Source organism: Micromonospora cathayae (assembly GCF_028993575.1).
Classification (GTDB): domain Bacteria; phylum Actinomycetota; class Actinomycetes; order Mycobacteriales; family Micromonosporaceae; genus Micromonospora; species Micromonospora cathayae.
In genome coordinates this window covers 2,500,495-2,524,727 of record NZ_CP118615.1, presented here as the reverse complement: position 1 = coordinate 2,524,727, position 24,233 = coordinate 2,500,495, and the positions used below count along the sequence as shown (strand labels likewise).

General features: G+C 73.2%; 22 protein-coding genes. 6 read left to right on the top strand and 16 right to left on the bottom strand.

What is annotated here, in order from left to right; genetic code table 11:
- Nucleotides 1-68 precede the first annotated feature (68 nt).
- The gene (locus PVK37_RS11645; protein ID WP_275033872.1) at nt 69-1,214 is read left to right on the top strand and encodes a hypothetical protein; all 1,146 of its coding nucleotides are present in this window, start codon (nt 69-71) and stop codon (nt 1,212-1,214) included.
- 45 nt (nt 1,215-1,259) lie between these two features.
- On the opposite strand, the gene PVK37_RS11640 is transcribed toward PVK37_RS11645, so the two are convergent.
- A complete protein-coding gene (locus PVK37_RS11640) occupies nt 1,260-1,769 on the bottom strand; it encodes a DUF6912 family protein (RefSeq protein ID WP_275033871.1) in 510 nt (169 codons plus the stop codon).
- A gap of 190 nt (nt 1,770-1,959) precedes the next feature.
- Between PVK37_RS11640 and PVK37_RS11635 the strand changes: the two genes are divergently transcribed.
- A complete protein-coding gene (locus PVK37_RS11635; RefSeq protein WP_275033870.1) occupies nt 1,960-2,190 on the top strand; it encodes a helix-turn-helix transcriptional regulator in 231 nt (76 codons plus the stop codon).
- Nucleotides 2,191-2,301: 111 nt separating this feature from the next.
- Nucleotides 2,302-2,898 (top strand): Rv3235 family protein, encoded by a 597-nt coding sequence (locus PVK37_RS11630; protein ID WP_275033869.1) that lies wholly within the window; start codon nt 2,302-2,304, stop codon nt 2,896-2,898.
- A gap of 132 nt (nt 2,899-3,030) precedes the next feature.
- Here the strand turns inward: PVK37_RS11630 and secA are convergent, their stop codons facing one another.
- Nucleotides 3,031-5,952: a preprotein translocase subunit SecA gene (gene secA, locus PVK37_RS11625; RefSeq protein ID WP_275033868.1), complete on the bottom strand. Its 2,922-nt coding sequence runs from the start codon at nt 5,950-5,952 to the stop codon at nt 3,031-3,033.
- A 168-nt stretch (nt 5,953-6,120) separates the two neighbouring features.
- On the opposite strand from secA, the gene PVK37_RS11620 reads away from it, so the two are divergent.
- Nucleotides 6,121-7,290 (top strand): GNAT family N-acetyltransferase, encoded by a 1,170-nt coding sequence (locus PVK37_RS11620; protein WP_275033867.1) that lies wholly within the window; start codon nt 6,121-6,123, stop codon nt 7,288-7,290.
- A gap of 26 nt (nt 7,291-7,316) precedes the next feature.
- The gene (locus PVK37_RS11615) at nt 7,317-8,426 is read left to right on the top strand and encodes a GNAT family N-acetyltransferase (protein ID WP_275033866.1); all 1,110 of its coding nucleotides are present in this window, start codon (nt 7,317-7,319) and stop codon (nt 8,424-8,426) included.
- A 95-nt stretch (nt 8,427-8,521) separates the two neighbouring features.
- Here PVK37_RS11615 and hpf read toward each other — a convergent pair whose 3' ends face one another.
- The 5 genes from hpf to mtrA all read right to left on the bottom strand — a co-directional run bounded on the left by hpf (nt 8,522) and on the right by mtrA (nt 14,426).
- Nucleotides 8,522-9,148, bottom strand: a complete 627-nt coding sequence (gene hpf / locus PVK37_RS11610) for a ribosome hibernation-promoting factor, HPF/YfiA family (protein ID WP_275033865.1) — start codon at nt 9,146-9,148, stop codon at nt 8,522-8,524.
- 248 nt (nt 9,149-9,396) lie between these two features.
- Complete coding sequence (locus PVK37_RS11605; RefSeq protein ID WP_275033864.1) at nt 9,397-10,098, bottom strand: ComF family protein; 702 nt, start codon at nt 10,096-10,098, stop codon at nt 9,397-9,399.
- A 5-nt stretch (nt 10,099-10,103) separates the two neighbouring features.
- Nucleotides 10,104-11,936, bottom strand: coding sequence for an LpqB family beta-propeller domain-containing protein (locus PVK37_RS11600; RefSeq protein WP_275033863.1), 1,833 nt, complete (start codon nt 11,934-11,936; stop codon nt 10,104-10,106).
- The gene (gene mtrB / locus PVK37_RS11595) at nt 11,933-13,666 is read right to left on the bottom strand and encodes an MtrAB system histidine kinase MtrB (protein ID WP_275035088.1); all 1,734 of its coding nucleotides are present in this window, start codon (nt 13,664-13,666) and stop codon (nt 11,933-11,935) included. Before mtrB ends, PVK37_RS11600 begins: the two co-directional genes overlap by 4 nt.
- Nucleotides 13,667-13,736: 70 nt before the next feature.
- Entirely contained in the window at nt 13,737-14,426 is a 690-nt protein-coding gene (gene mtrA, locus PVK37_RS11590) for an MtrAB system response regulator MtrA (protein WP_275033862.1), read from the bottom strand.
- A gap of 174 nt (nt 14,427-14,600) precedes the next feature.
- Here mtrA and PVK37_RS11585 point away from each other — a divergent pair, with 174 nt between their 5' ends.
- On the top strand, nt 14,601-14,756 hold the full coding sequence (locus tag PVK37_RS11585) for a hypothetical protein (RefSeq protein ID WP_275033861.1): 156 nt from the start codon (nt 14,601-14,603) through the stop codon (nt 14,754-14,756).
- 115 nt (nt 14,757-14,871) lie between these two features.
- Here PVK37_RS11585 and ahcY read toward each other — a convergent pair whose 3' ends face one another.
- From ahcY to PVK37_RS11540, 9 genes are all read right to left on the bottom strand, one after another.
- Complete coding sequence (gene ahcY, locus PVK37_RS11580; protein ID WP_275033860.1) at nt 14,872-16,371, bottom strand: adenosylhomocysteinase; 1,500 nt, start codon at nt 16,369-16,371, stop codon at nt 14,872-14,874.
- 297 nt (nt 16,372-16,668) lie between these two features.
- Nucleotides 16,669-17,913: a mannose-6-phosphate isomerase, class I gene (manA, locus tag PVK37_RS11575; RefSeq protein ID WP_275033859.1), complete on the bottom strand. Its 1,245-nt coding sequence runs from the start codon at nt 17,911-17,913 to the stop codon at nt 16,669-16,671.
- Nucleotides 17,914-17,915: 2 nt separating this feature from the next.
- A complete protein-coding gene (locus tag PVK37_RS11570) occupies nt 17,916-18,980 on the bottom strand; it encodes a cation diffusion facilitator family transporter (RefSeq protein WP_275033858.1) in 1,065 nt (354 codons plus the stop codon).
- 67 nt (nt 18,981-19,047) lie between these two features.
- Complete coding sequence (locus PVK37_RS11565; RefSeq protein WP_275033857.1) at nt 19,048-20,244, bottom strand: SIS domain-containing protein; 1,197 nt, start codon at nt 20,242-20,244, stop codon at nt 19,048-19,050.
- The gene (locus PVK37_RS11560; protein WP_275033856.1) at nt 20,241-20,420 is read right to left on the bottom strand and encodes a Trm112 family protein; all 180 of its coding nucleotides are present in this window, start codon (nt 20,418-20,420) and stop codon (nt 20,241-20,243) included. The genes PVK37_RS11565 and PVK37_RS11560 overlap by 4 nt, the downstream gene beginning before the upstream one ends.
- A gap of 62 nt (nt 20,421-20,482) precedes the next feature.
- Nucleotides 20,483-21,868: a phosphomannomutase/phosphoglucomutase gene (locus PVK37_RS11555; protein WP_275033855.1), complete on the bottom strand. Its 1,386-nt coding sequence runs from the start codon at nt 21,866-21,868 to the stop codon at nt 20,483-20,485.
- Nucleotides 21,869-21,928: 60 nt separating this feature from the next.
- The gene (locus PVK37_RS11550) at nt 21,929-23,104 is read right to left on the bottom strand and encodes a hypothetical protein (protein ID WP_275033854.1); all 1,176 of its coding nucleotides are present in this window, start codon (nt 23,102-23,104) and stop codon (nt 21,929-21,931) included.
- Nucleotides 23,105-23,203: 99 nt separating this feature from the next.
- The gene (gene nfi / locus PVK37_RS11545) at nt 23,204-23,884 is read right to left on the bottom strand and encodes a deoxyribonuclease V (protein WP_275035087.1); all 681 of its coding nucleotides are present in this window, start codon (nt 23,882-23,884) and stop codon (nt 23,204-23,206) included.
- 98 nt (nt 23,885-23,982) lie between these two features.
- A complete protein-coding gene (locus PVK37_RS11540; protein WP_275033853.1) occupies nt 23,983-24,186 on the bottom strand; it encodes a hypothetical protein in 204 nt (67 codons plus the stop codon).
- Nucleotides 24,187-24,233 lie beyond the last annotated feature (47 nt).

Here is a 24,233-nt window from a genome sequence, read left to right as displayed (position 1 = left end):
ACCTGCCCGCCGCGCCGCCGTGTCGTACCGGTGTCGCGCCGGCGTGCGCCCGCCTCGAAGGGGAGACGATGACCCAGCAGCCCGGCAGCTCCACGGCCGCGCACCCGGACCAGCCCGTCACCACCGGTACCCGGGCGGAACCGGACCGGCCCGTCGACGCCGGCACCCGGGCGGAACCGGACCAGCCGGTCGACGCCGCCGCCACCGACGTGGACCGGAAGCAACCGGTCGACGCCGGGCGGGCCGACGAGCGGGCGACCACGGACGGGCCCGGCGTCACCGCGGCCCCGGGCGCGCCCGGGGCGCTGCTGCTGGCGGTCCTCGCGGCGGGCTGGCTGACCGCGATGCTCTGGTCCACCCGGGCCGCGATCGACTCCGCCCAGGCCGGCGTGACGGCGATCAGCCTCTCCGCGTACGCCCTGCCCGGGGTGATCTCGGCCGCACTGGTGGCCGGGGCCGGCATCGCGCTGGCGGTGACGAACCTGCTCACCCGCCGGGGTGCCGACCGGGCCACCCTACGGTTCGTGGTGGCCGTCGGTGCCGGCCTGCTCGTCGGGTCGGCCACCGCGGTGGCGATCAACCTGTTCTACGCCGACAACGCCACCACGAACGTGATCGCCGGCAGCACCGCCGCCGCGGCCGTCGTCGGGGGCGCGCTCGCCGGGGCCCGCAACGCCCCGGTGGTCGGGGCCGTGGTCACCGGCACCCTCGCCGTCCTGGTCTTCGTGGTGGCGTTCAGCCAGCTCCGCGACCGGCTCTTCGTCCTGTACGGGGGCGAGGGCACCCAGGAGGCGATGGTCGACGCGGCCCGTTGGGTGTCCCGCACCGAGTCGCTGGCCGCCGGGCTGCTGGCCGGGCTGCTCGCCTTCGGCTACCTGCGGCTGGCCCGCCGCCGGGCGCTGCGCCGCGACCCGGACGCCCCGGCCGGGCGCTGGCCCGGGTACCTGGTCGCCGGGGCGGGGGCCGGGCTGCTCCTGCTGCTCACCGAGGTGATCATCCGGATCGGCGGGCGTTCGCTGCTCGACCTGGCCGGCGCGCTCAGCGAGGCGGACGCGGTGGCCCAGACCACCCTCGGCACCTCCCGGATCGACAACGGGATCTGGGTGCTGTTCGTCGGGGCGCTCACCGCGCTGATCGCCTTCGGGCGCACCCTCGGCCCGGCCCCCGCCGCTGACGACGAGGAGGACGCCGACGGGGCGTCCGCCGCGACCTGAGCGACGAGGACGCCGACGAGGGGTCCGCCGCCGCCCGCTGAGCGGTCAGGAGACGGTACGCAGCAGCAGCTCCAGCTCGGTGACGTCGTACCACTCCAGCTCGTGATCCTCCGCGCCGTCGACGGTGAACTGGGCGTCCTGGTCACCGGCCAGCGCCTCCATCACCACCGCCGCCGCGGCGGCCACGTCACCGGTCGCCTCGTCGCCGTCCACGTGCACGGCGGCCACCGCCCGGACCGGGACCGGCTGGTCGAGGCGTACGGTGCTGGCCCCGAGCGCCTGGTCACCACGGCCCACCAGGCCGGCCGGCAGGTCCACCGAGACCACCACCCGGCGGCGGGGCGCGGACGGGTCGTCGTGCAGCAGGCGCAACGCGTCCTGGGCGGCCCGGGTGAACGCGACGTACTCCAGCTCCTCCTCGTCGCCCTCGGCGTACCACTCCCGCAGGGCCGGGGTGACCGCGTGCGCCTCCCCGGCCGGCAGGCCCTGCTCAGGCAGGCGGGCCAGCATCGGCACGGTCGCCGGCACGTACACCCGGACAAGATCGTCGTTCACCGTTGGTCTCCCCGCCCTCTCCGGCCGGCCGGCTGCGACGTACCGGGGTCGGGACGTCGGCCGTGCCAGCGCCGTGACCGTAATACACCCCCTGGCGGCCCCCGGGAAGCCACCCCGCCACGAGCCCGGTGGGTCATCGGGCCGACCGGTGGCAAACTGATGCAAACGCCGGCGACCAGAGGGGTCTGAGATGGAACCGAGGTTCCTCCTGCTGTCCGAGGTGGCGGCCGAGTTGAACGTCTCCGACTCGCAGGTCTACCACCTGGTACGTAGCGGCGACCTGCCCGCGATCAAGATCGGCGGTCGGGGACAGTGGCGGGTGGAACGGGCCCGGCTGGAGGAGTACATCCAACGCGCGTACGCGGAGACAGCCGAGTGGATCAGGGCCAACCCGCTGGTCGAGCGGGACACCGACGGGTAGCCGAGGGGTAACCGGCCGTTCACCGATCGACATTGACCGAAGCGTCTCGATGCTCGAAGATGAAAGCTGTCGGAGGCAAACGTAGGAAAACAAAAGAATCAGGGGGATCTGATGGTCGACTCCCGCCGTCCGGTGCCGCCGCGTCCCCCGGTGCGGTTACGCCCCGCGCCCCCGCTCGACCCGCCCTTCGCCGACGACCAGCTCGCCGACCTCTGGCCCCGTCCGTCCGCCACCCAGCTCGCGCTCGACCTCACCGGAGGCGTCCGTCCCGCACCCGGTCGGCCGGCCGCCCGACCCACCCGCCGGCCGGTGGCCCCTCGACCGGCACGCCCCACCGCTCCGGCCGTCGGGGTGCCCGCCACCGCCACCGCCGAGGCCACCCGGGTGGCCCACCGCTTCGTCGGCACCTGCGTCGAGGTGCTCAACGGCCACCGGCCCCCCACCCAGCTACGGATCCTCACCGACCCGACCCGTACCACCGCCGTGCTGGAGCAACTGGCCGGGGCGATCGCCCGGCTCGGGCCGGTCCGACGCCGCTCGACGCGTCCCGTGGTGCGGCTGCGCCGGCTCCGGGTCTGCCAGCCCAGACCCGACGTCATCGAGGCCGCCGCGGTGCTCGCCGTACCCTCCGGACGGAGCTGGGCGATGGCGGTACGCCTCGAACGCCGCGCGCCCGGCTGGATCTGTCTGGTCCTGCACATCCTCTGACCTGACCTGCCCCGGCGCGCCGACAGCCGGGGCCGGCGGACGCGCCGACAGCCGGGGCCGGCGGACGCGCCGAGGGGCGGCCACCGGGTGTGGTGGCCGCCCCTCGGGCGTGCTGTGTGAGGTGGCGCCGGGTCAGTTGCCGCCGTTGGGCGAGCCGTGGCAGCGCTTGTACTTGCGGCCGGAGCCGCACGGGCAGGGCGCGTTCCGGGACGGGCCGTTGCCCGCCTCCGCCTGACCGGTCGCCGCCCGCCGGGCCGCGCTCGGCATCGGGGCCGGGCCGCGCAGCCCGGCCGCCGGACGCTGCGGGGCGGCACCCCGCGGCGGACCCGCCGGGCTCGGCCCGCCCAGCCCGAGCGCCGGGGCGGACTGCCGGGGCGGCTCCTCCTCGGGCCGTTCCACCGCCACCGCGCCCGCGCCGGCCTCGCCGTCGATGGTCGGGGCGGAGTACTGCAGGCCCTGCTGCTGCGGAGCCCGGTTGAGGCCCTTGGCCCGGATCTCGACCGGCTTCTCCAGCAGCGCGACCTGCTCCGGCTCCGGCGTGGGCTCCTCGACCTGGACCTCCAGGTTGTAGAGGAAGCCGACCGTCTCCTCCTTGATGCCGTCCATCATGGTGGCGAACATGTCGAAGCCCTCGCGCTGGTACTCCACCACCGGGTCGCGCTGGGCGTACGCCCGCAGGCTGATGCCCTCCTGGAGGTAGTCCATCTCGTACAGGTGCTCGCGCCACTTGCGGTCGATGACCTGGAGCAGGACCATCCGTTCGAGCTGGCGGACCGCCTCGGTGCCGAGGGTCTCCTCCCGGCGGTCGTACGCGGCGTGCGCGTCCTCCTTGAGCCGGCTGACCAGGAAGTCCTGGTCGAGGCCGGCGCGGGAGCCACCGGCCTCCTCGGCCAGCTCGTCGATGGTGACACCCACCGGGTAGAGCTGCTTGAGGTTGGTCCAGAGCTGTTCGAGGTCCCAGTCCTCGGCGTAGCCGTCGGAGGTGGCGCCCACCACGTACGCCCCGACCACGTCGTCGATCATGTTGCGGACCTGGTCGGAGAGGTCCTCGCCGTTGAGCACCCGCAGCCGCTCGGCGTAGACCACCTGGCGCTGCTTGTTCATCACCTCGTCGTACTTGAGGACGTTCTTCCGGATCTCGGCGTTCTGGCCCTCGATCTGGGCCTGGGCGCTGCGGATCTGGCGGGTGACCATCTTCGACTCGATGGGCACGTCCTCGGGGATGTTGAAGCGCTCCATCACCGCCTCGACCGCGCCGGCCCGGAACCGCTTCATCAGGTCGTCCTGGAGGGAGAGGTAGAAGCGGGACTCGCCCGGGTCACCCTGCCGGCCGGACCGGCCGCGGAGCTGGTCGTCGATCCGCCGCGACTCGTGCCGCTCGGTGCCGAGCACGTAGAGCCCGCCGGCGCCGGCGACCTCCTCGGCCTCGGCGTCGCAGGCCTGCTTCCACTGCGGCAGGACCTCCTCCAGCGCCTTGGCCCACTCCTCCGGCTGCTCGGCCGGGTCCAGCCCGCGCTGCCGCAGCTCGTTGGCGGCGAGGAACTCGGGGTTGCCGCCGAGCAGGATGTCCGTACCACGGCCGGCCATGTTGGTGGCGACGGTGACCGCGCCCTTACGACCGGCCTGGGCGACGATCTCCGCTTCCCGGGCGTGGAACTTCGCGTTCAGCACCGCGTGCGGGATGCCGCGCCGGCGCAGCAGGGTGGACAGGATCTCGGAGTTCTCCACCGAGACCGTGCCGACCAGCACCGGCTGCCCCGCCTGGTGGCGCTCGGCGATGTCCTCGATGACCGCGTTGAACTTGGCCTTCTCGGTCTTGTAGATCACGTCGGCCTTGTCCTGCCGGACCATCGGCCGGTGGGTCGGGATGCTCACCACGCCGACCTTGTAGACCTTGTTGAACTCGCCCGCCTCGGTCTGGGCGGTACCGGTCATGCCGGACAGCTTGGTGTAGAGGCGGAAGTAGTTCTGGAGGGTGATGGTGGCCAGGGTCTGGTTCTCCTGCTTGATCTCCACCCCCTCCTTGGCCTCGATCGCCTGGTGCATGCCCTCGTTGTACCGGCGGCCGTGCAGGATACGACCGGTGAACTCGTCGACGATCAGGACCTCACCGTCGCTGACGATGTAGTCCTTGTCCCGCTTGTAGAGCTCCTTGGCCTTGATCGCGTTGTTCAGGTAGCCGACCAGCGGGGTGTTCACCGACTCGTACAGGTTGTCGATGCCGAGCCGGTCCTCGACCTTGGCGACGCCGCGCTCGGTGACCGCGATGGTGCGCTTGGCGTGGTCGACCTCGTAGTCGCCCTCGCCGTCCTTGCCGGCCTGGAGCCGGGCCACCACGGCGGCGAACTCGCCGTACCAGCGGGCGGAGTGCTCGGCCGGGCCGGAGATGATCAACGGGGTCCGGGCCTCGTCGATGAGGATCGAGTCGACCTCGTCGACCACCGCGAAGTTGTGCCCGCGCTGGACCAACTCGTCCCTCGACCAGGCCATGTTGTCACGCAGGTAGTCGAAGCCGAACTCGTTGTTGGTGCCGTACGTGATGTCGCACTCGTACGCGGCGCGGTGCTCGGCGGCGGGCCGGTTCGGCAGGACCACGCCGACGGTCAGGCCGAGGAACTCGTGCACCCGGCCCATCCACTCGGCGTCCCGCTGGGCGAGGTAGTCGTTGACCGTGACCACGTGCACGCCGAGGCCGGAGAGAGCGTTGAGGTACACCGGCATGACCGAGGTCAGGGTCTTGCCCTCACCGGTCTTCATCTCGGCGATGTTGCCGAAGTGCAGCGCCGCGCCACCCATCACCTGGACGTCGTACGGCCGCTGGCCGAGCACCCGGGCGGCGGCCTCCCGGCACACCGCGAACGCCTCCGGCAGCAGGTCGTCGAGGGACTCGCCGTCGGCGATCCGCTCCTTGAACTGGTCGGTCATGTCGCGCAGCTCGTCGTCGGTGAGGTTGACGTAGTCGTCCTCGATCGAGTTGACGGCGTTGGCGATGGCCTTCAACCGGCGCACCATGCGGCCCTCGCCGGCGCGAAGGACCTTTTCCAGAATCGACACGGATCAACGCTCCCCTAGACAGTCTCGAACCATCGTAGGCGCTCCATCGGCGCAATGGTCACTGGTGGCGTACGTAGGCTTCACGGAACCCGACATAAGAGGCGTGCCGCACACGAGGGCCCGGATATGCGGTTACGCCCAGCGCGAACGGTCGGGCACGATGACTCCGTGGAGCCTGTGGAGATCATCGAGGACGGCCTTCTGCTGCGCCCGTGGCGGGCCACGGACGCCGACGACGTGCATCGGGCCTGCCAGGACCCGGACATCCAGCGCTGGACCACCGTACCCCGCCCGTACCTGCCCGAGCACGCCCTCGGGTTCGTGACCGAGGTGTCCCCCGCCGGCTGGTCCGCCGGGACCTCGGCGGCGTTCGCGGTCTGCGCCGCCGACACCGGCCAGCTCCTCGGCTCCTGCGGACTGGTCTCCGTCCACCACGCCCTCCGCTCCGCGGAGATCGGCTACTGGACCGCCCCGTGGGCCCGGGGCCGGAACGTGGCCGCGCGGGCCACCCGGGCGGTCGCCCGCTGGGGGTTCGGGAAGCTCGGCCTGCGCCGGCTGGTCTGGCAGGCCGAACTGGGCAACCACGGTTCCCGGCTGGCCGCGCTGCGCGCCGGGTTCCGGGTCGAGGGGCAGCTCCGGCTGGCCGACCCGGCCGACGACGGCGGCCCGGACGCCTGGATCGGCTCGCTGCTGCCCGGCGAGGTCCCCGAGCCCGGCGCGGTCGGCCCCGCCGGTCCGGGCAGCCTGGACGCCCGCCGGGCGGCGGTCTTCGGCCGGCCGCACCCCGAGCTGTTCGCCACCGTACGCGGCGTCGAACTGCGGCTACGGGCGATGGACGAACGCGACCTCGACGCCCTGGCGACGACCTGCCGGGACCCGGAGTCGATCCGCTGGACCAGCGTGCCCGACCCGTACCGGCACTCCGACGCGCAGCGGTACCTCGCCTACCACCGGTCCTCCTGGGCCGCCGGCCGGGCCGCCTGCTTCACCATCGCCGACCCGGACGACGCCTACGTGGGCAACGTGGACCTGCGGATCTCCCCGGTCGAACCGGCGCTGGGCGACGTGGGTTTCCTGACCGCGCCGCACGCCCGGGGCCGGGGCTACCTGCCCGCCGCGCTGGCCGCGCTGACCGCCTGGGGTTTCACCACGCTCGGGCTGGCCCGGATCGAGTGGCGGGCCAACGTCGGCAACACCGCCTCCCGGCGAGCCGCCGAGAAGGCCGGCTTCCGGATGGAGGGCACCGCGCGGGCCGCCATCCCGTACCGGGACACCCGGGTCGACGCCTGGGTGGGCGCGGTCGTCGCCGAGGACCTGGCCGGACACCGCCCGGCCTGACACGGGGATCGAACGGGAGGAACGAGATGGAACCACAGGTGATCGAGGGCGACGGGGTGCGGCTGCGGCCGTACCGGGACAGCGACCTCGCCGACATCGCCGCCGGCTGCGCCGACCCGCTCACCCAGCGGTTCCTGGGCGGGCTGCCGCACCCGTACACCGAGGCGGACGCCCGCTGGTGGCTCACCGAGGGCGATCCGGCGACCTGGGCCCGGGGCGGGGCCGCGTACGCGATCGCCGACCCGGAGTCGGACCGGCTGCTCGGCGCGGTCGGCCTGGACCGGGTGGTGGCCCTGCGCGACCAGGCCGAGATCGGCTACTGGGTGGCCCCGTGGGCGCGCGGGCGCGGCGTCGCCTCCGCCGCCACCCGGGCCCTCACCGCACACGCCCTGGCCAGCGGATTCGTCCGGCTGGAGCTGCTCACCCAGCCGGAGAACGCGGCCAGCCAGCGGGTCGCGCTCGCCGCCGGCTACCGCCACGAGGGGGTACGCCGGGCCGCCAGCCGGCACGCCGACGGTGACCGACGTGACCTGCTCGCCTGGGTCCGCCTCGCCGGTGACCCGGACGGGCCGGCCCCCCGCCCGCTGCCGGACCTGCCCGCCGACGGGCTCGGTGACGGTGTGGTGCGGCTACGGATGGTCGGACCGGACGACGTCGACGTCATGTACCGGCTGCACAGCCTGCCCGAGGTGGTCGCCAACCGGGTGCCGCCGGAGCCGCCGGGCCGGGCCGACATCGCCCGCCGGTGCCAACTGGCGGAGAGCAACTGGCTGCTCGGTACCGGGGCGGACCTGCTGGTCGTGGACGCGGCCAGCGGCGAGGTCGGCGGCGGCCTGGCACTGCGGTACGACGAGCCGGTCACCGGGCAGGCCATGTTCGGCGCGAGCATGCTGCCCGAGTGGCGGGGACGCGGCCTGCTCACCCGGGGCGTACGGCTGCTGGCCGGTTGGGCGTTCGACACGGCGGGGATCGCCCGGCTCTGGGCCGGTACCCGGCCGGAGAACGTCTCCGCGCAGTGGGTGCTGGAGAAGGTCGGCTTCCGCCCGGAGGGGGTGCAGCGCGGCCGGTTGCCCGGCCCGGACGGCACCCGGGTCGACTCGGCGATCTACGGGATGCTCCCGGAGGATCTGCTCTGACGGCCGGGCCGGCGGCTGACGGTCCTGGCTCGCCGGTGGTCGGGTCGGCGGACGTGGTACGGGGGCCGCGGCGGTGCCGCGACCCCCGCGCCGGCTCAGATGTCGAGGGAGATGAGTCCGTAGTCGTAGGCGCGTCGCCGGTAGACCACGCAGGGGCGGCCGGATTCCTTGTTCTGGAACAGGTAGAAGTCGTGGCCGACCAGTTCCATCTGGAACAGGGCGTCGTCGACGGTCATCGGCTGCGCGGCGTGTACCTTCTCGCGCGCGATGTGCCAGGGCTGGTCGTCGTACTCGTCGGCCCGTTCGGCGACCGCGGTGGCGGTGCCGGACGCCGGTGTGGAGAACGTCGGCTGGCCGAGGTCCGCGACCGGTAGCCCGGCGGTGGCGGCGGCGACGGAGATGGGGGCGTGCCGTCCGCGATGGACCCGCCGGCGGTCGGCTGCCCGACGGAACCGGGTGTCCAGTTTGGCGATGGCGGCGTCGAGTGCGCTGTAGAAGTCGCTCGTGCAGGCCTCCGCCCGGACCACCGGCCCGCGGGAGACGCAGGTGATCTCGACGCGCTGGCAGTGGTCCGCCTGGCGGGGGTTGCGCTCGTGGAACAGCTCGACATCGACACGAATGAGCTTGTGGTCGTAGCGCTCGATCTTCGCGAGCTTCTCTGCTACGTGTACCCGGTAATGGTCCGGCACTTCGACGTTACGGCCCTTGACCACGATGTCCATGTGACCTCCCTCGATCGGATGGTCTAGAAGATCCTGACCCGGTCGACCCTGGGAGCACCCGTTCGGCGTCGACCGGTGTTGGTACGGCTACGCCTCCTCTCACCGCCGGGAGCGGGTGGGTGGGAACCCTCCTACCCCCGACACCGAAACGCTAACTCCTCCTTGCCCAGCAGTCACCCCTCGTTGTCACGACCGACAAGAAATTTTCACACCTCCCCCACGATGGGGTGAATCGACGTCACTCAGCGTCACGAACGGGAGCGCCGTCGGGTCGCCGCCAGCACCGCCGCGACCGTCGGTGACAGCCCGGCCGCGCCCAGCGTCCGGGCCACCGCCGCCAGGGTGGCCCCGGTGGTGAGGATGTCGTCCAGCACCACCACCGCCACCTCCGGGCCGACCGGGCCGACCGGCGGCCAGGCCCGCAGCCGGAACGCCGACGCGGCGACCGCCGCCCGGCCGGCGCGGTCCAGCTCCACCGAGTCGGGACGGGGCAGCGCCCGCACCGGCCGACGCACCCGCACCGGCCAGCCCGCCGTCCGCAGCCGGGCCGCCGTGTGCCGGGTCAGCCGCCCCAGATGGTCGCCGTACCGGGCGCGGGCCGCCGCGGCGGTGTCCGGCACCGGCACCAGCAGCACCGGCCGGACCGCACCGACCGCCGTCGCCACCACGTCGGCCAGCAGGCCGCCCAGCGGTCGGGCCAGCCCGTGCCGGCCCCGTTCCTTGTACGCCAGCAGCAGCTCCCGGAGCACCCCGCCGTACCCGCCCAGGGCGACGCAGGGCGGCAGCCCGCCGGGTGCCGGATCGGGGCGGACCGGGACCGGACGCAACGCCTCCAGGGTGGCCGCGCAGTCGGCACAGACGCCGTACCGCAGTGCGCCCCGGCCCCGGCAGCCGGCGCACTCCACCGGCAGCACCAGGTCGGTCAGTTCCGCCCACAGGCCGCCCGGCATGCGGATCAGAAGAGGAAGAAGGGCGCGGTCGGGTTGCCCGGCGCGGACTCCCCGGCCGCCGGGTTCTGGACATCCTCCCGCTGGATCTGTCGGATCGGGCCGGCCCAGGCCACCCGGTTCGCCTCGTACATGATCGGGCTGCGGTCGAAGGTCTCCACCGGGTTGTTCGGGTAGGCCGTCAGGTGGGTGACGGTCGCGCCCACCTCGGTCGCCAGGGCGATCTCCGCGCCCGCTCCGTCGACGCTGATGTCGTAGACCGCCGGCTGCCCCTTGACACCCGCCAGGACCAGCCGGTTCTCCCCGGACCAGTCCACCGCCGACAGTCTGGTCAGCGAGGTCGGCACCTCCCGGGCCGGGCCGGCGGTCACACCGCCGTCCAGGCTCACCGCCGCCACGTACAGCCCACCACCGACGATCATCGCGATCCGGTGCCCGTCCAGCGCGACGGCGACGGCGGTGACCGTCCCGGACAGGCTCAGCGGAACCTCGGTGAGCTGGGCATGGGCGTCGAAGCGGTGCAGCTTCCCGTCCACCACCACCAACCCGCGCGCCGGCCCGCCGACCGGGGTCTTCAACCAGACCGGGCGGCCGATCGAGGCGTACGACGCGGCGCTGCGTTCCTGGACGCTGACCGGGGCCTCGCCCGCTCCGACCGCCAGCCGCTGCCGCTTGCCGTCGGTCACCACCAGCGCGGCGAGCAGCCCGTCACCGCTGCGGCTGAGCCCGGCGGTCACCACGTTCCGGTTGCTCGCCGCGTCGATCGGGTCGGGCCCACTGGTCTCGCCGACGAAGGCGAGCCGGCGTACCCCGCCCTCGTACACGCAGAGCCGCTGCGGAGCCCCCTCGACCAGGTACGCGTCGAACAGCCCCCGGTGCTCGGCCAGGCTGGGCAGGCTCCGCCGGACCTGGTTGCGGACCTTCAGGTCGAGTGGGCCGTCGATGTCCGGCAGTGACCAGGCGAGCTGGATGGCGAGCCGGTCGAGTTTCGCGCCGTCCTCGCCCGGCATGGCGACGTCGATCTCCCACCGGCCGTCCGTCTCGGTGGCGTTGTTGATCAGCTGGGTGCCGTCGGGCAGCCGGGTCACCGTGGGGGCCAGCCACTCCGCCGGGCCGTCGGTGAGCCAGCCGACCACCTCGGTGACCCGGCGTTCCCGGGGCACCGCGAGCGGAAGGTAGCGCTGGTCCGGCACCAGCCGGGTCTGGTCGGAGTTCCAGAAGTAGATCGGGTACGACTCGTAGTACTGCTGGAGGGCCTGGTCGCTGAGGAGCAGCGTGCTGGACGGGTCGACCACGTAGTAGCCGGCGTCCTCGTCGCCGGAGCCGGCCGCCGCGGCGGCCTGTAGCTTGACGTCGTAGAACGTCTCGGTCGCCACCGGGGCCGCGAGGGTGCCGTTGGCCCGCAGCAACCCGACCTGCTGCACCTCGATCCGGACCGAGAAGGTGGCCTTCTCGCCCGTGGTGCCCTGCGGGTTCACCGTGGTCACCGGGTCCTTCAGCAGCCGGACCACGTTGACCGCGAAGTCGCTGCCCTGCTTCTCCTGGAGCTGGTCGCGGTCCTCCGGGGCGATGTACTGCCGCAGCCGCGTGTACGCCCGGTTCGGTTCACCGGCCGGCGCGGAGAGGTAGTTCAGGATGAAGGCGGCGGAGTCGCTGCCGCTGGCCCCCCGCGCGGGCGGCTCACTGGGCCGGCCGTTGATCGAACCGGCCTCCCCGACCGGCCCCGGGCCGTCCACCCGCACCTCGGAGAACTCCGGGATGCCGCATCCGGTGGCCCCGCCGACCAGCAGCGCGCCGACGGCCAGCGCGGCCAGCAGCCGCCGCTGCGCGGGCCGGTTCACCTGCCCACCTCGGCCCGGTCACCGTCGCCCGGCGCGGGCCCGATGGCCAGCGGACCGTCGGCCGCCGGGCCGACCGCCAGCGCACCGCCGGTGCCCGGCCCGATGGCCAGCAGCTCGCCGGCCCGGGGGCCGGTGAAGGGCAGGTTCGCGTCGGCCGGGACCAGCCGCAGCGGCGAGGTGGTCAGCCGGTCCCCGGCCCGGGCCGGCAGGGTCAACCGGAACTGGGCGCCCTGGCCGGGTGCCCCCCACGCCTCCAGCCAGCCACCGTGCAGCCGGGCGTCCTCCAGGCTGATCGACAGGCCCAGCCCGGTGCCGCCGGTCTGCCGGGCCCGGGACGGGTCGGCCCGCCAGAACCGGTTGAACACCAGCTTCTCCTCCCCCGGTTTCAGCCCGACGCCGTGGTCCCGCACGGTGACCGCCACCGCCGTCTCGTCCACGCCGAGGGTGATCCGGACGGGCCGCCCCTCGCCGTGCTCCACGGCGTTGCCGACCAGGTTGCGCAGCACCCGTTCCACCCGGCGGGGATCCACCTCGGCGATCACCGGCACGCCCGGCACGTCCAGCTCCAGGGGCACGCCGACCCGCTCGGCCAGGCTGCCCAGCCGGTCGGCCACCCGGTGCACCACGGGCACCAGGTCGGTCGGCTCGGCGTCGAGCATGGCGAACCCGGCGTCGAAGCGGCTGATCTCCAGCAGGTCGGTGAGGAGTTCCTCGAACCGGTCCAGCTCGGCCTGGAGCAGCTCGGCGCTACGGGCCACCGCCGGGTCGAACTCGTCCCGCTCGGCGAAGATCAGGTCGGCCGCCATCCGGACCGTGGTGAGCGGGGTACGCAGCTCGTGCGACACGTCGGAGGTGAACCGGCGCTGGATCCGGGACATCTCCTCCAGCCGGAGGATCTGCCGCTGGAGGTTGGTCGCCATCTGGTTGAACGACGCGGCGAGCAGGGCCAGGTCGTCTTCGCCGTTGACCGTCATCCGCTGGTCGAGCAGCCCGGCGGAGAGACGCTGGGCGGTCCGGGCCGCCGCCCGGACCGGGCTGACCACCAGCCGGGTCACCAGGGCGGCCAGCAGGCCGAGCAGGAGCACCAGGGCGACCCCGGTGGCGACCACGGTGGCCCGCGCGTCACCCGCCGTCTCGGCCTGCCGGTTCAGCGGTACGAAGTAGTACAGCTCGACCTGGCCGAACTGGGTGGGCACCGGTGAGCCGTACGCCAGGTAGGTGGTGCGTCCTCCGGTGAGCCGGCCGGTACGGATCTGGTGCGCGACCTGACCGTCGGCGACGGCGGCGCGTAGTTCCGGGCTGATCAACGGGTTCACGTCGGGCACGCTGGGCGAGGTACGCGGGCTGAGCACACCCTGGTGCCCGTCGACGGTGATGGCGACCACCACGCCGCCGGTCTGCGCCGGGTCACCGCCACCGGCGAGGTAGTTCACCGTGCCGTCGAGGGTCTCCTGGAGCTTCGCCTCCTGCGGCTGCCGGAAGATCCGCAGCTGCTTCTCGGAGTACTCCCGCCCGCTGGTGAGCCGGAGCAGCACGTCGGTCTCGGCGTTCTCCAGCAGGATGCCGGTGATCTTGTCGGCGATCAGGTAGGCGAAGCCACCGACCAGCAGGCTGGAGGTGACCAGGGTGATGGTGACCACGCGCACCTGGAGCGACCGCCGCCAGGTGCGCCGCAGGCCGGCGGTCAGCTGCGTCACCCGCCTGAGCAGGGCGTGCCAGAACTCCCACACGGCGGTGGACCGGTGGGGCACGGCGGCCGGGTCGGCGGAGGTCGGGGAGTCACGCACAGTGCGCCCCAGGCTATCCGGTCCCCGCCTTGTAGCCCACGCCCCGCACGGTGAGGATGATTTCCGGCCGCTCCGGATCCGGTTCGATCTTGGCACGCAGCCGCTGCACGTGCACGTTCACCAGCCGGGTGTCGGCGGCGTGCCGGTACCCCCAGACCTGCTCCAGCAGCACCTCGCGGGTGAAGACCTGACGCGGCTTGCGGGCCAGCGCGACCAGCAGGTCGAACTCCAGCGGGGTGAGCTTGACCTCCTCGCCGTTGCGACTCACCGTGTGCGCCGGCACGTCGATGGTGATCTGGTTGTCCGGCGGGCCGATGGTCAGCATCTCCGGCGCGGAGTCCTCACCCCGACGCAGCCGGGCCCGCATCCGGGCGACCAGTTCCTTCGGCTTGAACGGCTTGACGACGTAGTCGTCCGCGCCGGACTCCAGCCCGAGCACCACGTCGACGGTGTCGCTCTTGGCGGTCAGCATGACGATCGGCACACCCGACTCGCCCCGGATCGCACGGGCCACGTCGATGCCGCTCATCCCGGGCAGCATCAGGTCGAGCAGGACGATGTCGGGCCGGTTCTCCCGGAAGGCGGCCAGGGCGCGCTCCCCGTCGGCGACGAAGGAGGGCTGGAACCCCTCGCTGCGCAGCACGATGCCGAGCATCTCCGCCAGCGCAGGATCGTCGTCGACCACCAGTACCCGTGCTCTCATGGGATTAATATTTCCATCCCCGTTCGTCATCGTGGGACCGGTGTCACCGGTGCGGCGTTCCGCGCCGGCAAGCTTGCCACAGAACTGCCCCGATCAGCAGCGTTCGGACCCACCGGGTGCGGAGCGGTCCACCGGCCGCGCCGCCCACCCGGACGGTCCAGGAAGAGGACCGGTATGCGGACCTTCGGCCCGTGGTTGGCCGTGCTCGCGGTCGTACTGCTGCTCGGCGCGCTGCGGATGCGCACGCTGGCGGCGGCGGTGTCGATCGGCTGGCTGGTGTGGTGCGTCTGGACCTGGATCCGGGTCGGCCTGCGACGCGACCGGGACTGACCACGACCCCGCCGGACCGTTCCGCGCTTCGGGGCCGGAACCGGACGACCGGCCCTGGACGGGACGGAACCGGGCCGGCTGGTCACCCAGCCGGCCCGGTCGCGTCGGACGGTGCTCAGTAGCGGTAGTGCTCCGGCTTGAACGGGCCCTCCGGCGAGACGCCGAGGTACGCCGCCTGCTCCTTGGTCAGCGTGCTCAGCTTCGCGCCGAGCGCGTCCAGGTGCAGCCGGGCCACCTTCTCGTCCAGGTGCTTGGGGAGCACGTACACGCCGACCGGGTACTCGTCGGTCTTGGTGTACAGCTCGATCTGGGCGATGGTCTGGTTGGCGAACGAGTTCGACATCACGAAGCTCGGGTGCCCGGTGGCGTTGCCCAGGTTCAGCAGCCGGCCCTCGGAGAGCACGATGATGGCGTGGCCGTCGTCGAAGCGCCACACGTCGACCTGCGGCTTGATGTTCTCCCGGGTGACGTCCGACCGCTTGGCCAGGCCGGCCATGTCGATCTCGTTGTCGAAGTGACCGATGTTGCCCACGATGGCCTGGTGCTTCATCCGGGCCATGTGCTCGTTGGTGATCACGTCGAAGCAGCCGGTGGCGGTGATGAAGATGTCCGCCTGCTCCACCACGTCGTCGAGGGTGGCGACCTGGTAGCCGTCCATCGCCGCCTGGAGGGCGCAGATCGGGTCGACCTCGGTCACCACGACCCGGGCGCCCTGGCCGCGCAGCGACTCGGCGCAGCCCTTGCCGACGTCGCCGTAGCCGAGCACCACGGCCATCTTGCCGCCGATCAGCACGTCGGTGGCCCGGTTGATGCCGTCGATCAGCGAGTGCCGGCAGCCGTACTTGTTGTCGAACTTGCTCTTGGTCACCGAGTCGTTGACGTTGATGGCCGGGAAGAGGAGCTTGCCGTCGCGGTGCATCTCGTACAGCCGGTGCACGCCGGTGGTGGTCTCCTCGGTCACGCCCTTGATGCCGGCCGCGATCCGGGTCCAGCGCTGACCGTCCTCGGCGAGCGAGCGGTGCAGCACCCCCAGGATGACCGCGAACTCCTCGGAGTCGGCGGACTCGACCGGCGGCACCGCGCCGGCCTTCTCGAACTCGACACCCTTGTGGACGAGCAGGGTGGCGTCACCGCCGTCGTCGAGGATCATGTTCGGCCCGTGGCCGTCCGGCCAGGCCAGCACCTGCTCGGTGCACCACCAGTACTCCTCGAGGGTCTCGCCCTTCCAGGCGTACACCGGGACCCCGGCCGGGGCGTCGGGGGTGCCGTCCGGGCCGACCACGACAGCCGCCGCGGCGTGGTCCTGGGTGGAGAAGATGTTGCAGGACGCCCAGCGGACCTCCGCGCCCAGCGCGACCAGCGTCTCGATCAGGACCGCCGTCTGGATGGTCATGTGCAGCGAGCCGGTGATCCGCGCGCCCCGCAGCGGCTGCGCGTCGGCGAACTCGCGGCGGATCGCCATCAGGCCGGGCATCTCGTGCTCGGCGAGCCGGATCTCCTTGCGCCCGAACTCGGCGAGCGACAGATCCGCCACCTTGAAGTCGCCCTCCGCGAGGGTGCGCGGCCGGGCCTCGGACGGCGCGCTGCTCGCGGACGCCGGGAGGGTGCTGGTCATGAAAGCTCCTGTCGGAACGGGATTCCTGGGCGGCTCTCCACCTTACGCGAGCCAGCGCGCGGGGCGGTCGAGCGTAGACGGAGAATCCGTCCAGCATCGGCCGCCCCGCGCATCCCCCCGGTTTGGTTCCCCGCCCGTACTCCGACCTGCGTCGCGATAACGGTGCGTACCCATAGGCTCACACCGACAGCCCACCACCGTCAAGCATTTCCGTAATTTCCGTCATGCGTGTTGCGCCCGAATACTGGTGTTTCACCCGAGGGTGCGGGTGGCCGGAAACACGTCCACCGGCAGGGATCAGCGCAGGCCAGCCCCTGCCACGTACGCCTCACCGGTGCCGGCGACCACCAGCGCGCCCGTCCCGGCCGCACCGATCGCCGCCTGACCCCGGCCCAGCGTCACCGCACCGGCATCGTCGCGCACGGTGAGCGTCCCGGCCGTGCAGAGGATCACCCGAGGGCCCGGCAACGGCAGCCGCACCGGCGGATCGGCCCGCTCCACGGCCACTCGATAGAGCACGAAATCGTCGATCGGCACCCGCCAGGTCACCACGGCGGGCCCGACCGGCTCGGGGGCGACCAGCGGATCGTCGAGCACCTCGAACCGCAGCACGCGCAACAGCTCGGCGGCGTCCACGCGCTTCGGCGTCAGCCCGCAGCGCAGCACGTTGTCGCTCGCCGCCATCAACTCCACGCCGGTGCCCCGCAGGTAGGCGTGCAGGTTGCCGGCGGGCATCCAGATCGCCTCACCGGGCGCCAGCCGGACGTGGTGCAGCAGCACCGCCACCAGCACCCCGGGGTCCTCCGGGTAGCGGGCGGCCAGCTCGCGGACCAGCTCCGCGTCCGGACCGGCGGTCGCCCCGGCCAGCACCGCACCGATCAGCCCGGCCCGCTCCCGGGTAGGCCAGGCCAGCAGAAGACGGACCGCCTCCCGCAGCCCGGACACACCGGTCCGCAGCGCCGCCACCACCGGAGCCAACGCCGGTACGCCGAACCCGGCCAACGCCCGCGCCGAGGCCGCCGGATCCCGGAAACCGCACAGCGCGTCGAACGGCGTCAACGCCACCAGCAGCTCGGGCTTGTGGTACGGGTCGACGTAGTTGCGCGGCCCGGCGACCCGGGCCTGGTCGCCGCCGTACCCGGCGCTGGCCTGCTCCGCGCCGGTCACGGCACTGGCCTGCTCCGCGCCGGTCACGGCGCTGGCCTGCTCCGCGGCGTACCCGGCGCGGGCCTGCTCCGCGTCCGGGTGCGCCTGGAGACTCAGCGGCGCGTCCGCGGCCAGCACCTTGAGCAGGAACGGCAGCCGGGGGCCGAACCGGTCGAGCACCTCCGCGCCGAGCCAGTGCCCGGGATCGGCGTCGAGCAGGTCGAGCAGGCTCACCCGGCCGCCGTCCCGGTCCACCTCGGCCGGGGCACCCGGGTGGGCGCCCAGCCACAGCTCCGCCTCCGGGCCCGCGCTGGGCGCCGGTCGGCCCTGGAGTTCGGCGAGGGCCGACCGGGACCCCCATGCGTAGTCCCGGATCGGCCCGTGCAGCAGCTCCATGCTCAGTGCCCGGCCTGCCCGTCGCCGGTCGCGGCCGCCGGTGCCGCCGTCGCCGCGGTACCGCTGCCGGCCGACACGGCACCGCTGTCACCCGCCTGCCCGGCACCGCTGTCACCCGCCTGTACGGCACTGCTGCTGCCGGCCTGCGCGGCGGCCACCGAGTAGATGTCCGGTTCCAGGTAGATCACCCGGGCTACCGGCACCGCCGCCCGGATCCGCGACTCCACCGCGTTGATGCCCTGGGCCAGGTCGTCGGCCGTCTCCCACGGTGGTACCGCGATCTTGGCCGCCACCAGCAGTTCCTCCGGGCCGAGGTAGAGGGTCTTCATGTGGATGATCCGCTCGACCTCGCCACCCTCGTTGATCGCCTTCTCGATCGCGGCCACGTCCTGTGCCTCGGCGCCCTCACCGAGCAGCAGGCTCTTGGTCTCGATGGCCAGGATGACCGCGATGACCACCAGCAGGACACCGATCGCCGCCGTACCGGCCGCGTCCCACTCACCGTTGCCGGTGATCAGGGTCATCCCGACCCCGAGCAGCGCGAGCACCAGGCCGACCAGCGCGCCGAGGTCCTCCAGGAGCACCACCGGCAACTCCGGGGCCTTGGCCCGCCGGACGAACTGCACCCAGCTGGCCTTGCCCCGGACGTGGTTGGACTCCACGATCGCGGTCCGGAAGGAGAACGACTCCATGATGATCGCCGCCACCAGCACGGTCACCGGCACCCACTGCCAGCTGTCGATCCCGTGCGGATCGTGCCACTTGTGGTACGCCTCGTAGAGCGCGAAGAGCCCACCGAGGCTGAACAGCACGATCGACACGATGAACGCGTAGACGTAGCGCTCCCGGCCGTACCCGAAGGGGTGCTGCGGGGTGGCCCTGCGCTTGGCCCGGCGACCCCCCAGCAGCAGCAGACCCTGGTTGCCGGAGTCGGCGACCGAGTGGATCGACTCGGCCAGCATCGACGACGATCCGGTCAGCAGGAACGCGACGAACTTGGTCACCGCGATGCCGACGTTCGCCAACAGGGCGGCGACGATCGCCTTGGTGCCGCCACCGGCGCTCACGCCGTCGCTCCGGCGAGGGTGGTGGCGGCGCACGGCAGTGTCCTGCCGGGCCGGGGGGTCCACTCGGTCACTGGTTCGCCAGCTCCTTCATCTCTGAGACGGCGGGTACCGCCATCGGGTCCAGGCCGTGTGCCAGGGCGAGGTAGATCGAGGCGAAGTCCGGGACGGCGACCAGCGAGGCGAGCCGCTCCAGCGCGGAACCGCCCTCGGCGGTCACCACGTCGCAGCGGACCCCACGCCGCTCGGCGAGGGTCTGCACCGCGTCCGCCCGACGCTCCTCGACCGCGAGCGGCTCGTCGGAGTCGTCGTCGGCGTTGAGCCCACCGTCGCGCAGCAGCACCACCCGCAGCCGGGTGGTGCCGTCGGACTCGTCGTCCGGGTCGGCGAAGATGTCCCGCGCCGACTCGACCAGCCCGCCGAAGACCCCGTCGAGCAGGCCGACCCGGCCCCGACCGGCCTCACCGAGCGCCCCGGCGACCACCGGGTAGCGGGCGTTCGCCGAGAGGGTGTCGCCGAACCGGCGGGCCGCCACGGTCGCCAGCGGGGACGAACCCCAGACGATCGGGATCGAACCGGCCAGGCCGAGCGCCAGGGACTTCGCCGGGTTGACGAAGGACTCGGCGGTCGGCCGGCACCGGTCGGCGTCGGCGTCGAGCCGGGCCGCCGTCTCGGCCAGATCGGCCTCGTTCACCTTCACCAGGCCGAGCGTACGGGCGGCGAGCAGGACCGGCACGGTGAGCGCCCAGAGGCTGGCCCGCGCCGGGGCCCGACGGGGCACCGGGATGAACGGGGCACGGGCCCGCTCGGCCACCGACTGGAGCTGCGAGTCCGGGGCCCCGACCGCGACCAGCCGGGCGCCCCGGCGGTGGGCCGCCTCGGCCGCGCCGAGCGCCTCCGGGCTGCGACCGGAGGCGCTGACCGCGATCACCACGTCCGCCGCGCCCACCCAGCCGGGCACCCCGGCGCTGCGGTGCGGGATCACCGGTACCGGGCAGCGCGGCCCGGCGACCGTGGCGAGCACGTCCCCGGTCCGGCCCGCGGTACCGATGCCGGCGATCACCACCGCCCGGGGCCGCCCCTCGTCGGCGAGCACCTGGAGGTTGGCCTCGGCGGCCAGGGCGGCGGTCTCGCGGACCTGGGCCCCGGCGTTGGCGGTGTGCCGGAGCATGCCGCCCGGGTCCTGCTCGGCGAGCGCGTCCGGGTTGTCGAGCAGTGCCTCGTCGGCGTCACGGCGACCGCTGACGCCGGCCGTACCCTCCATCACGACGGCCGCCCCGGGCGGGCCTCGTCCAGCAGCAGCACCGGCACGTCGTCGCGCACCTCGAAGATGCGGTGGCACTCGGTGCAGGTGAGGGTCTGGGCCTGCGGGTCGTAGTCGAGCGGGGCGTGGTGCGTGTCCGGACAGGCGAGGATCTCCAGCAACTGCGGATCCAGGGCCACGGCGCGGCTCCTTCCACGTATGTGGTTTCACCGATCGGTCCGACCGACCGGCGCACGCGATCTTATCGGCGAACCCGGTCGAGCACCTCGTCACGGAGGGAGACCATCCGCTCCCGGGTGGGTGCCTCGACGTTGAGCCGCAGCAACGGCTCGGTGTTCGAGGCGCGCAGGTTGAACCAGGACCCGTCGGGAAAGCGCAGGGTGAGGCCGTCCATCGTGTCGACCTCGGCGTCCGGGTAGGCGGCGCGCACCTCGGCGACCTTCGCGGCCTGGTCGGCGACCGTGGAGTTGATCTCACCGGACGCGACGTAGCGCTCGTACGCGCCGGCCAGCTCGGACAGCGGGCGGTCCTGCCCGCCGAGGGCGGCCAGCAGGTGCATGGCGGCGAGCATGCCGGTGTCGGCGAACCAGAAGTCCCGGAAGTAGTAGTGCGCCGAGTGCTCCCCGCCGAAGATCGCGTTGGTCCGGGCCATCTCGGCCTTGATGAAGGAGTGCCCGACCCGGGCCACCACCGGGTTGCCGCCGTGCTCGCGGATGATCTCCGGAACGGCGCGGGAGGTGATCAGGCCGTGGATCACCGTCGCGCCCGGCTGCTTGGCCAGCTCGCGGGCGGCCACCAGGGCGGTGATCGCGGACGGGGAGACCGGCTCGCCCCGCTCGTCCACGGCGAAGCAGCGGTCGGCGTCCCCGTCGAAGGCCAGCCCCACGTCCGCGCCGTGCGCGACGACCGCCTTCTGCAGGTCCACCAGGTTCGCCGGGTCGAGCGGGTTCGCCTCGTGGTTGGGGAAGCTGCCGTCCAGTTCGAAGTAGAGCGGGACGATCTCCAGCGGCAGGGCCGGCAGGACGGCGTCGCCGAGCACACTCGGCACGGTGTGTCCGCCCATCCCGTTGCCGGCGTCCACCACCACCTTCAACGGCCGAATGCCGCGCAGGTCGACCAGGCCACGCAGGTGGGCCGCGTACTCGGGCCGCAGGTCACGCCGCTCGACCGGGGCGGCCGGCGCGTCCGGCGGGGCCGACTCACCCTTGTCCAGCAGCGCCTGCGCGCGTTCCCGGATCTCGGCCAGGCCGGTGTCCTGCCCGATCGGGCGGGCCCCCGCCCGGCACATCTTGATGCCGTTGTACTGGGCCGGGTTGTGACTGGCGGTGAACATCGCGCCGGGCAGGCCGAGCGCGCCGGAGGCGTAGTAGAGCATGTCGGTGGACGCGAGACCGATCTCCACCACGGAACGCCCCTCGGCGCGCACCCCGGCGGCGAACGCGGCGGCCAGGCCGGGCGAACTGGCCCGCATGTCGTACCCGACGACCACCTGGTCACCGGGCTCGTCGGTGGTGTTCAGCAGGTGCGTGAAGGACGCGCCGAGGGCTTCGGCGACCCGTTCGTCCCACTGGTCCGGCACCGTCCCACGGACGTCGTACGCCTTCACGATCTGGGACAGATCAGACACCGGTTTCGCTCCCTTGCCGCAGGTCGTCAACGACACTGAGCGTATCGGAGGTCTCGCCTTCTACTCGGGTAGGCGAGGCATCACGGTCGTCGAGTCCCCGCCGCCGGCGGCTTCCGGCGGTGGTGGCGTACCGGGACGCCCGGTGGACGGGTAGACCGTGCCGGACGGCGGCAGCTGCCCCGGGGCGGGATGCCCACCGCCGGCATAGCCGGTGCCGGGCGGCTGCCCGCCGGTGGCGGCACCCGGCGGATAGCCCGTACCGGACGGATAGCCCGCGCCGGGCGGCTGCGCGCCGGCACCCGAACCGGACGGATAGACCGTGCCGCGGGCCGGCGTCCCCGGGTAGCCCGCCTGGGTCCCCGGCACCGGGTAGCCGGCCGGCGGCCCGGCACCCGGCTGGCCGCCTCCCGACCGGTAGGTGGTGCCGCCCGGGTTCCGGGGCAGCGGGATCTCCGGCGGACCGGCGAACGACGAGTCGGTGTCGTCCCGGCGGTCGGCCCGGGACCGGCGGAACAGCAGGACGATCAGGCCGAGCCCCACCACGACCAGGCCCACCCCGAAGACCATCACCATCGAGAGGCCGCCCCCGGAGCCGGCCTCCTCGGCCGCCTGCCCGCCGCCGGAACCCACCGCGGCCAGCGTCGGGCCGATCGCCGGGTCCCCGGCGGCCGGCTCCTCGGTGACCTCCGGGCTCGGGGTCGGGGTCGGCTTCTTCGTGGGAGTCGGGCTGGGGCTCGCGTTCCGGCCCGCCTTGACCTGGGACGTGTCCGCGTTGCGGCCGATCAGCTGGCCGGTCGCGGTCACCGCCTCCCCCGCGACGGTCAGCCGTCCGGCGGGCGCCCCGGGCAGGAAGGCCAGCCGGTACCTGACGGTGACACTCTTACCCTTGCAGAGGGTCGGATTGGCCGGCGAGGTCCGCTGGGTGGTGAGCACGTCGCCGGCGGAGACCGGGACCGGCCACCACTGGCCGTCCACCGACACCTGCGCCTCGACCTGGTCGGCGCGTACCCCCTCCAGCCGGATCCGCAGCCCGGTACGGAGCAGCACGCAACCCTCGGTACGCCGGCGCACCTCCACCGAGACCGACCCGGGCGAACCACCGGCGGTGAAGGTGCCGCTCGCGCGCACCCGGACCGTGTCCCCGTCGGCCAGCGCCGGCGTCGCGCCGACGACCGACACGCCGCCCAGCAGCGCACCGACCACCACCAGCCGCGCCACTCCCCGACGTACCGTCATGATCACCTCGCCGTTTTTCTCCCCGGGTGGGGTCCGGCCGTCAGGCTACTACCGAAGTCCGATCCGCTCCTGTCGTCGCAGCTCGGCAGGTGTCGAGCGTTACCCCCGGGCAGCCGGGGAAGCACCGGTCAGGGTGGCCCGGCACAGTCGGTCGGCGGTCCGGGTGGTCTCCGGCAGGCGGTACCGCGACGCCAGCGCCAGCACCAGCTCCGTCGCGTTCGCCAGGCTCATCCGGTGTCCCACCGAGACGAACACCGGCTTCACCCCGTCCTGGGTACGCAGCACCCGCCCCACCGTCTCCGTACCGTCCACCAGCGGTGACCACGCGCCGCGCCGCTCGCCCGGCGGTTCCCAGACCCCCACCAGCGGGGTCTTGCCCACCCCGATCGCCGGCAGGTCGGTGCGTACGCCCAGGTGGCAGGCCAGCCCGAACCGGCGCGGGTGGGCCAGCCCGTGCCCGTCGCAGACCAGCACCTCCGGGCGGGTGGTCAGCCGGTCCAGGGCGGCCAGCAGCGCCGGCAACTCCCGGAAGGCGAACAGGCCGGGCACGTAGTCGAACGCCGGGCGGCCCGTCGCCACCGCCTGGTCGACGACCCGCAGGGTCCGGGTGTCCAGTACGGTCACCGCCGCCGCGAGCCGGTCGCCACCCTCCGCGTACGCGACGTCGAGGCCGGCCACCGTCGCGGGCGCGACCGGACCCGGCCCGACCAGGTCCGCCAACGGTCGCAGCAGATCCTGTACGCGCAACGCCTCCGCGACGCTCGTCGGCTGCGCGGACAGCACCGCCGTCAGCCGCCCGTCCACCCGCCGTTCGTCCCCGTCGTCGCCACGTCCACCGATCTCCACCGGACGACCCTAGTTCGGTAGGCATTCCGGAGTCAGTCCGGCACCACGTCCCGGAACTCCGTCGACCGGCGGGCCGAGACGACGGCCTGCGGCAGCTCACCCGCCAGGTGACGGCGTTGATGCTGCCGTACCTGCTCGTCCCAGACCGCCTGGTCGTAGTCCGGATCCGGCGGGATCCAGCGGTGCGAGCCGTCGCTGTAGTGGTACTTCTCGTCGCCTGGGCGCAGAACGCTCATCTCCACCCGCCCTTCCGGCCGTCTCCGTCGCCCGTCGGCCCCCGGGG

Excerpts from the sequence above, each read along its gene's own strand:
- PVK37_RS11605 (WP_275033864.1), bottom strand. The coding sequence starts at position 10,098 with ATGCCGGGCGGCCTGTGGGCGGAACTGACCGACCTGGTGCTGCCGGTG.
- PVK37_RS11635 (WP_275033870.1), top strand. The coding sequence starts at position 1,960 with ATGGAACCGAGGTTCCTCCTGCTGTCCGAGGTGGCGGCCGAGTTGAAC.
- mtrA (WP_275033862.1), bottom strand. The coding sequence starts at position 14,426 with ATGAGAGCACGGGTACTGGTGGTCGACGACGATCCTGCGCTGGCGGAG.
- PVK37_RS11585 (WP_275033861.1), top strand. The coding sequence starts at position 14,601 with ATGCGGACCTTCGGCCCGTGGTTGGCCGTGCTCGCGGTCGTACTGCTG.
- PVK37_RS11540 (WP_275033853.1), bottom strand. The coding sequence starts at position 24,186 with ATGAGCGTTCTGCGCCCAGGCGACGAGAAGTACCACTACAGCGACGGC.
- hpf (WP_275033865.1), bottom strand. The coding sequence starts at position 9,148 with ATGGACATCGTGGTCAAGGGCCGTAACGTCGAAGTGCCGGACCATTAC.
- manA (WP_275033859.1), bottom strand. The coding sequence starts at position 17,913 with ATGGAGCTGCTGCACGGGCCGATCCGGGACTACGCATGGGGGTCCCGG.
- PVK37_RS11630 (WP_275033869.1), top strand. The coding sequence starts at position 2,302 with ATGGTCGACTCCCGCCGTCCGGTGCCGCCGCGTCCCCCGGTGCGGTTA.
- PVK37_RS11615 (WP_275033866.1), top strand. The coding sequence starts at position 7,317 with ATGGAACCACAGGTGATCGAGGGCGACGGGGTGCGGCTGCGGCCGTAC.
- PVK37_RS11550 (WP_275033854.1), bottom strand. The coding sequence starts at position 23,104 with ATGACGGTACGTCGGGGAGTGGCGCGGCTGGTGGTGGTCGGTGCGCTG.
- ahcY (WP_275033860.1), bottom strand. The coding sequence starts at position 16,371 with ATGACCAGCACCCTCCCGGCGTCCGCGAGCAGCGCGCCGTCCGAGGCC.
- PVK37_RS11645 (WP_275033872.1), top strand. The coding sequence starts at position 69 with ATGACCCAGCAGCCCGGCAGCTCCACGGCCGCGCACCCGGACCAGCCC.